The sequence below is a fragment of the Aeromonas allosaccharophila genome, assembly GCF_000819685.1.
Taxonomy (GTDB): Bacteria; Pseudomonadota; Gammaproteobacteria; order Enterobacterales; family Aeromonadaceae; genus Aeromonas; species Aeromonas allosaccharophila.
Genome location: NZ_CDBR01000078.1, coordinates 1 through 7,379 on the forward strand (window position 1 = coordinate 1; position 7,379 = coordinate 7,379).

At 56.9% G+C, this 7,379-nt stretch carries 4 protein-coding genes, 1 other RNA gene and 3 pseudogenes; 2 read left to right on the forward strand and 6 right to left on the reverse strand.

Annotation, left to right across the window (positions count from 1 at the left end; genetic code table 11):
• Window positions 1-224 precede the first annotated feature (224 nt).
• Window positions 225-1,898, forward strand: coding sequence for a DNA primase family protein (locus BN1115_RS13365; RefSeq protein ID WP_244152281.1), 1,674 nt, complete (start codon window positions 225-227; stop codon window positions 1,896-1,898).
• A 196-nt stretch (window positions 1,899-2,094) separates the two neighbouring features.
• Here the strand turns inward: BN1115_RS13365 and BN1115_RS13370 are convergent, their stop codons facing one another.
• The 6 genes and pseudogenes from BN1115_RS13370 to BN1115_RS21720 form a co-directional block, all read right to left on the reverse strand.
• On the reverse strand, window positions 2,095-3,234 hold the full coding sequence (locus BN1115_RS13370; protein WP_042657537.1) for a site-specific integrase: 1,140 nt from the start codon (window positions 3,232-3,234) through the stop codon (window positions 2,095-2,097).
• A gap of 84 nt (window positions 3,235-3,318) precedes the next feature.
• Window positions 3,319-3,415, reverse strand: an RNA gene (ffs, locus tag BN1115_RS21715) — signal recognition particle sRNA small type.
• Between the two features lie 102 nt (window positions 3,416-3,517).
• Window positions 3,518-4,306 carry a sulfite exporter TauE/SafE family protein gene (locus tag BN1115_RS13375; protein WP_042657538.1) on the reverse strand — a complete coding sequence of 263 codons (789 nt, stop codon included), beginning with the start codon at window positions 4,304-4,306 and terminating at the stop codon, window positions 3,518-3,520.
• A 105-nt stretch (window positions 4,307-4,411) separates the two neighbouring features.
• Window positions 4,412-5,848 carry an arginine-ornithine antiporter gene (gene arcD, locus BN1115_RS13380; RefSeq protein WP_042657539.1) on the reverse strand — a complete coding sequence of 479 codons (1,437 nt, stop codon included), beginning with the start codon at window positions 5,846-5,848 and terminating at the stop codon, window positions 4,412-4,414.
• Between the two features lie 301 nt (window positions 5,849-6,149).
• Window positions 6,150-6,836: pseudogene (locus BN1115_RS13385) on the reverse strand (IS1595 family transposase); the annotation flags it as partial.
• Between the two features lie 65 nt (window positions 6,837-6,901).
• Window positions 6,902-7,150: pseudogene (locus BN1115_RS21720) on the reverse strand (transposase); the annotation flags it as partial.
• Between BN1115_RS21720 and BN1115_RS22795 the strand changes: the two are divergent.
• Window positions 7,133-7,379: pseudogene (locus BN1115_RS22795) on the forward strand (hypothetical protein); the annotation flags it as partial. The pseudogenes BN1115_RS21720 and BN1115_RS22795 sit on opposite strands and share 18 nt — an antisense overlap.

The window sequence follows — 7,379 nt, forward strand, 5'->3', positions numbered from 1 at the left end:
AATTGGAAGAGATGTTTTGCCAGATCAATGCCGATAGTCGTAGCCTTCATGGTGGTCGCCTCTCTCATCAGTGGGAACTTACATTCGCCACTTTGGCACTCAGATGCCGTCTTGGGGAGGGGCGACCATCCCATTAGTTAGAGTGGCTGGGGCGTGAGCTGGCTGACAGTGATGTTGTCACCTTCTTCGACACTGATGACGCGGGCGACAAGTACCGTTCAAAGGTGGCCCAACTCGGTCTCAAGCTGACCCAGGTCAAGCTGCCGGATAGCGTCAAGGACATCGACGAATACCTGCATGGCGACAACCCCTTGCCTCTGACCGAGCTGGTGGCGGCATTCACCCTGGTTGAGCCTGTGGCCGAAGCCGAAGCCGAAGCCGAAGCCGAAGCCGAAGCCGAAGCCGAAGCCGAAGCCGTTCAGGACGATGATCAGCATCCGGAAGTCGTCAAGGTCCTGCCACGTACAGCCATCTTTGAAAACGAGCTCAACGATTCGGCCAACGCCGAACGGTTCGTACAGATGCACGGGCATAACCTGAAGTTCGTCCCTGAGTTAGGTGGCTTTATCTACTTCGATGGTACGCACTGGACCCAGAATGACTTGACGCCCATGATCCTTGCTCAAACCGTGGGCAAAGAGATCCAGGAAATCGGACAGATGTTGATCAAGCAGGCGTGCAAGAAAGAGGAGCTGTCTTGGGCCTATGCAGTGCTCAGACACGGCTCAAGCAGCCTTAACCGGGCAGGCATTCAGAACATGCTGGAACTGGCCAAGCCGATGATGACGGCAAGACTGTACGAGCTGAACGCCAATCCGATGCTGTTGGGCACGGCCAATGGTGTCATCGACCTGAAGTCGGGTCGCCTGTTGGCACCAAGACGGGCATTCATGATTACCCACCATAGCCCGGTGGCCTATGACCCAGCCGCTGTCTGCCCGCGATGGGAGCAGTTCATCAGCGAGATCACCTGTGACGATGCCGAGTATGCCGCCTTCCTGCAACGTTGTGTGGGCTACTGGATCACCGGCCGCACCGATGAACAACTCCTGTTCTTCCTCTACGGAGGCGGTTGCAACGGCAAGAGTACCTTCATGTCGGTCATTCAGCAGTTGCTGGGAGAGTTCAGTCGGCAGATCAGCAGTAACGTCTTGCTGTTCAACCGCAACGGCAATACCGGTCCGAACCCGTCCCTGACCAAGCTGGTGGATGCACGCCTCGTGGTCGCCAACGAGCTGCCAGAGGGGGCCCGTATGGATGAGAACTTGGTGAAAGCCATGACGGGGGATGACGTGATTGTCGCTCGTGCTCCCTACGCCAAGAAGGAGATGGAGTTCCGCCCATCCTTCTCTCTGGTGATGGTGGGTAACCACAAGCCCGAGATCCGCGATACCAGCAATGGCATGTGGCGTCGGATGCTGATGCTGCCCTTCAATGCCTCCTTCACGAAGGTACAGCTGGACCCCATGCTGATGGAGAAGCTGCAAGCCGAGATGCCCGGCATTCTGAACTGGGCCATCCAGGGCTGCCAGATGTGGCAAGAGCAGAGACTCAAGGCATCGATTCCTGCTCGCCTCAAGCAGGATGTCGAGACCTACCGTGCCGAGTCGGATATGGTCGGCTGCTTCCTAGAAGAGTGCACCCAGGCCAGAGCAGAGGCCAAAGTGCCCATGAGCGAGGTCTACGCAGTCTACAGCCGCTGGGCACAGCAGAACGGTGAATGGGCCATGAAGCAGTTGGCCCTCAAGAAGAAGCTGATTGAGAAGGGCTTTGCTGTCCCCCGCTACAACAGCAAGGCAACCGTCATCGGGTTGACCCTGCTCGATAGCGAGATGGCGGACATGACGATCTCAACCCACCGAGAGCAGCCGGAAACAGGAGCGAACTACACAGTATGACGAATGGGGGGCCTGCAGGCCCCTCTGCCGTTTTTGACTTTCCCGTTTTGCCCGCCAACAAAGAAAAAGGGTCCAAACCAAGCAGTCAATCTGCCGAAATTTCAGCTATTTATAGAACTTTTTCTGTATGAAACATCGTAGAAAAAGTTCTTAAAAATGCCAAAATTTCAGCATCTCAGCAGACCCATCTTTCCCTTTATCCGGCATCAGCAAAGGATGAAAGGGCCGCCTCTATCACCTCTTTGAGCTTCTCCAGCGAGACATCCCCTCCATATCGGTCATAGCTGATCGCCCCGTTGGTGTGGCCCAAGATCGCCGCCGCATACTGCAATGGCACTCCGTGACCTTTGAGTGTTGTCCCCACGGTATGCCGCAGGCTGTGGAAGTCCTTGTCGACGGGGCGATGGCGACTAAACCACTGCCCCCACAGGTGGCTGTATCCATCCTGTCGATGGGGCAGTTCAGGGAAGAGGCGTCCGCCTATCCTCTCCTTCACAAACTCGATGAAACCGCTCTGTAGGAGGTATCTATGGAGAGGAACGAGACGAGCACTGTTGGCCGTCTTGAGTTTCTGGTCTGGCCGTCCACTGCGAATATTCAGGCACCATATACCGTCAACCTGTTGCACATCATCGGCATAGAGCTGACAGATTTCGTTGGCACGAGCTCCGGTGAACAGACCCAGCAGAGCAATCCACCTACGGTGGGGCTCTTGCTGCTTAGCCCACCCGATAAACTTGCGACGTTCTTCCGCTGTGTACCCACTTCGTGAGTTCACCTCCTTGGCTCGCTGTAGCTTCAATCCGGCGAAGTGATTGATGACCCCCTCCTGATGGTTAGCCAGCCAGTTAAACAGCAGAGAGAGCTTCTGCAGATACTTGTTGATGGTGGTCGGACTCTTGCCGGAGTTCAGCAGGCCCTCCTTGAACTTGACCACATCCGCTTTCGCATAGTCAGCAGCCGGTCTATCACCCAGCGCCTTGATGAAGCAGCCGATGTAGTTCTTCTGGTTGCTGAGCTCTTTCGGTGCCCAGGAGAGGGCCTTCTCTTTCAGATAGCGGTCACTCAAGACCGACAGGAGCGGAGCAAGTGGTTTGGCCGCCCGAGCCACCGGCTTGGTGCTCGATTGATTTGGTGGGGTCTCTGATGCCTCAGCAGGCTCAACGCCGGATTTCGGTCTCGAACGCACACAGGCAAGCAGCTTCGCAACAGCTGCACGGGCCGTCAGCTTCTCTCGGGTATGCAGGGATTTTTTGATCTCTTTACGACGACCACAGGGGAGCGTGGTGACTTTCCGGTAATACCAGATGCCGTGGGGACTGAGCCAGAGATTCATCGATGAGCTCCTCGTCGTCCACACAAAGTGGATGACCAAGGGCTTTAGGAAGCTAACTTATTGAATTGCAGAAACAAGTGGTGGCCCTACCAGCCACATCCCGGCACTCGAGTCCCCCGCCTTGGCTGCTACCTTCCGGTCCTGACCAGGTTGACGAGTTATCAATGCGAGAGGACCAATAGGACCACCGGCGAGGAGAATAGGCAAACTGGCCTCTCAATGCAATGGCTTTCTACCCTCCAATAGTTCGTTTGCCTTATTTTTCAACAATCTGCCGAATGAATCAGCTAAACAGCATAAATTTGGCACCCACCAGCAGCATCAGCAGGGCAAATGCCTGCTTGAGGCGTTTTGGTGACAGGCGGTGTGCCAGCTTGGCGCCAATGCGGGCGAACTGGGTACTGGTCAGCACAATGCCCAGCAGGGCGGGCAGATAGATGTAGCCAACACTCCACTCGGGCAGATCGGCATGATCCCAACCGGCATAGAGGTAGCTCAGGCTCCCCGCCAGTGCGATGGGCATGCTGCAGGCCGCAGAGGCAGCCACTGCATTGCGCATCGGCACCGAGTTCCAGCTCAGATAAGGGACGGTCAGCGAGCCACCGCCAATGCCAAACAGCGCCGACATCCAGCCGATAAGGGTACCGGCGATACCTGTGCCGAGCGGCCCCGGCATATGGCGTTCCGCTTTGGGCTTGAGGTTGAGCCCCATCTGCAGCGCCATGCTCCAGGCGAAACAGCCGATGATGATATTGAGGGTGCTGGTACTGAGCAGATTGGCAGTCATGCCGCCAAGCCAACCGCCGATCAGCATGCCGGCGCCGAGTCGGCGGATCATCACCCAGTCGACGGCGCCCGCCTCCTGATGGGCTCGCAGCGAGCTGAAACCGGTGAAGATCATGGTGGGCAGCGAGGTGCCGAGAGCCAGATGGGTGATGATGTCCAGGTCAACGCCCTGGGCGTGAAAGGTCATGACCAGCACGGGCACTATGATGAGACCGCCGCCGATCCCGAACAGTCCCGCCAGCATCCCGGCGAATGCCCCCAGCAGGAGGTAACCCATAAACAGCATAAAAATTCCTGTCTTAAACGGAAAATGGCCACACCGGCCAGATAACAGATCAATATCAGCATGAAAAAAAGAGATGGCGCGAGGGCCATCTCTTCATTGTGCCGGTTAGTGCAGTGGAATGGTACCGTCCATCACCTTGTAGAAGGCCAGCACGGCGCAGCCGAGCAGGGCCGCCGTCATCCCCTGCTCCAGCCGGTTAAGGCCGCGCAGACCGTGATGCTGACGCGCCTTCCAGTAGATGAAGATGCCAGGGCTATAGAGCAGCGCCACCAGCAGCAGGTACTCGGCACCGGCAGCATAGACCAGCCAACAGCCGTAGACGGTTGCCAGCAGGGCCAGCAGCAGGTCACGCTTGCGCTGATGGGGTTGACCCTCATAGGTCTCCCCTTTCAGTGCCAGCTTCAGGCCATAAGCGCCCGAGAAGACGTAAGGCACCAGCGCCGCCGAGGTAGCGATGTTGACCAGCGCCAGATAGGTGCTGTTCTGGAAGTAGATGATGATGAGGAAGGTCTGCACCAGACAGGTGGAGCACCAGAGCGACACCTGCGGCGAGCCGTTCTTGTTCTCCTTGGCAAACCAGCCCGGGAACACGCCGGTCTTGCCTGCGATGTAGGGCACTTCCGCGGCCAGCACGGTCCAGCTCAGCAAGGCGCCCATCACCGACACTACCAGACCGATGTTGATAAGCCAGGCGCCCCAGGGGCCGACCACGGCTTCGAGGATCATGGCGGTAGAGGGGTTCTTGAGCGCCGCCAGTTGCGGCTGACTCATGACACCCAGCGAGAACAGGGTCACCATCACATAGAGCGTCAGGGCGCCGAGCAGCGCCAGCACGGTAGCGCGGCCCACATCCTTGCGATGACGGGCACGGGCGGAGACCACCACGGCCCCTTCAATCCCGATAAAGACCCAGAGGGTCACCTTCATGGTGGACTTGACCTGATCCATCACGGAGCCCAGCTCCATGTTGTTCTGGCCCCAGATATCCAGGGTGAAGGTCTCCATGTTGAAGGCCAGCAGGATCGCGACGCAGAAAACGATAAGCGGCACCATCTTGGCGATGGTGGTGACGATGTTCACCAGCGCAGCGACCTGCACCCCGCGCAGCACCAGCGCATGCACCGACCAGATGAGGATGGACGCGAGAGTGATGGCGACCGGGGTATTGCCATCGCCGAAGATGACGTTGTCCGGCGTATCGAAGAAGTAGCTCAGGGCACTGAACACCACGATGGCGTAGGAGACGTTGGCCAGCAACTGGCAGAGCCAGTAACCCCAGGCGGCGTTGAAACCGATGAAATCGCCGAAACCGGCTTTGGCATAGCTGAAGATACCGCCATCGAGATCAGGGCGGCGCATGGAGAGGTTCTGGTAAACCAGTGCGAGACAGATCATGCCAAGGCCAGTGATGGCCCAACCCAGGGCGACCGCCCCGGCACTGGCATGAGCAGCAATGTTTTGTGGCAGACTGAAGACCCCGGCGCCGACCATAGAGCCGATCACCAGCGAAATGAGGGCGCCCAGCCCTAGTTTCTTGTCCATCTCAATCCTGTTTATTTAGGCGGCGGCAGAGCGTCCGTATTCATACTGCGCGCAATATGGGAGGGGCTAGAAATCCTGACCCCATGAAAAAGGCGGCAACTATATTGCATGACTATTCCGACCGCAATCCCTCGTCCCGTCAATCATGCACCGCCTTGACCGCGCGCAATTTTACAGCACTGACCCACATGGCCTGTGAGCTGGCTCAAATTAACCAAGACCCGTTGATATTTCTCATTTTTCTGCCAACGTGGCCTGACTCGCATGGTCCCCATGCATCCCCTCGCTGTATAAATAATGGCTATGTCCCAATTACGTGTTGCATGGGGTGCCCCAGCGCCTCATGCAAACACGCTTTGATATTCACGCCCCTCCCGTAACGCTCCAGCATCCTGCGCCAACCCAGGTAGTTCATCAGATAGTGCGTCGCCACGCCATGGAATCGCTCCATCCACTCTTTTAACCGACGGTGATACCCGTTCACGTGCTGGATGTGATACGCACCAACCACCCGTTCGCCTTGGCGATTGTGCACCACCTGATGGGTTACGCCCTGCTCTTTGCTGAAACAGGCATACACTCCCGCACCATCGCTACACAGTACCGCATCCGGTGACACCAACGGCTTCAAGACAGCGATGACCGTCTCGGCATTTATCTTCTCCAACTGAAAATCCGCATGGTGGCCTGCACGGTCCTGCACCACCATCACCGGGATGTAATCCGGACCGGTTCCAAGGGGTCGCCCCTTGCGATGCCTTGGCGGACGCGGCAGTCCCCGTTGCCCCTTGAACGATTCAAGGAAGAAGGTCTCGTCTACCTCAACGATGCCCTCTTCCCGGGTGGCCTGACTGGTTGCCATCGCGCGCAAGAAACGGTTACACCAGAGGAAAACGGTGTTTTTGCTGACTCCGCAACGCAGAGCTGCCTTGTGAACGGTCACCCCTTCGATGAGGGCTTGCGCATAGTCTTCCCAGCATTGCGCTTTGAATCGCCCCTGAATCGCCCCTGAATCGCCCCCAGTTCCCTAAATAACTGTTCCCAATAGTGCTTCACCTTCGCTGTGCCATAGCCATTCCCCGGGAAAGGAAATACGGTATCCATGAAGTGTTTCACTCGGGCCAGCAGGCGGGCCATTCCTCTGCATTGATGATTGCGTGTGATGGTTTCATGTAACTTGTGCCACAGCCGTTCTATGTGATTAACCCAAGGACTGTAAACTGGCTGGAATACCAAGCAGAACTTGGGGTTCTTCTTCAACCATCGCTCGGTCTGTTTGCTTTTGTGAATGATGTAGTTATCGAAGCGTTAATGGGATGGTCGCCCCTCCCCAAAATGGCATCAGAGTGCCAAAGTGGCGAATGTAAGTTCCCACTGATGAGAGAGGCGACCACCATGAAGGCTACGACTATCGGCATCGATCTGGCAAAACATCTCTTCCAATTACATGGCGTTGATCAACATGGCAAGACGGTCCTCAAGCGACAGTTGAAGCGGGATCAGATGCTCTCATTCTTTAGCAATCTTCCTC

Excerpts from the sequence above, each read along its gene's own strand:
- BN1115_RS13370 (WP_042657537.1), bottom strand. The coding sequence starts at position 3,234 with ATGAATCTCTGGCTCAGTCCCCACGGCATCTGGTATTACCGGAAAGTC.
- BN1115_RS13375 (WP_042657538.1), bottom strand. The coding sequence starts at position 4,306 with ATGCTGTTTATGGGTTACCTCCTGCTGGGGGCATTCGCCGGGATGCTG.
- arcD (WP_042657539.1), bottom strand. The coding sequence starts at position 5,848 with ATGGACAAGAAACTAGGGCTGGGCGCCCTCATTTCGCTGGTGATCGGC.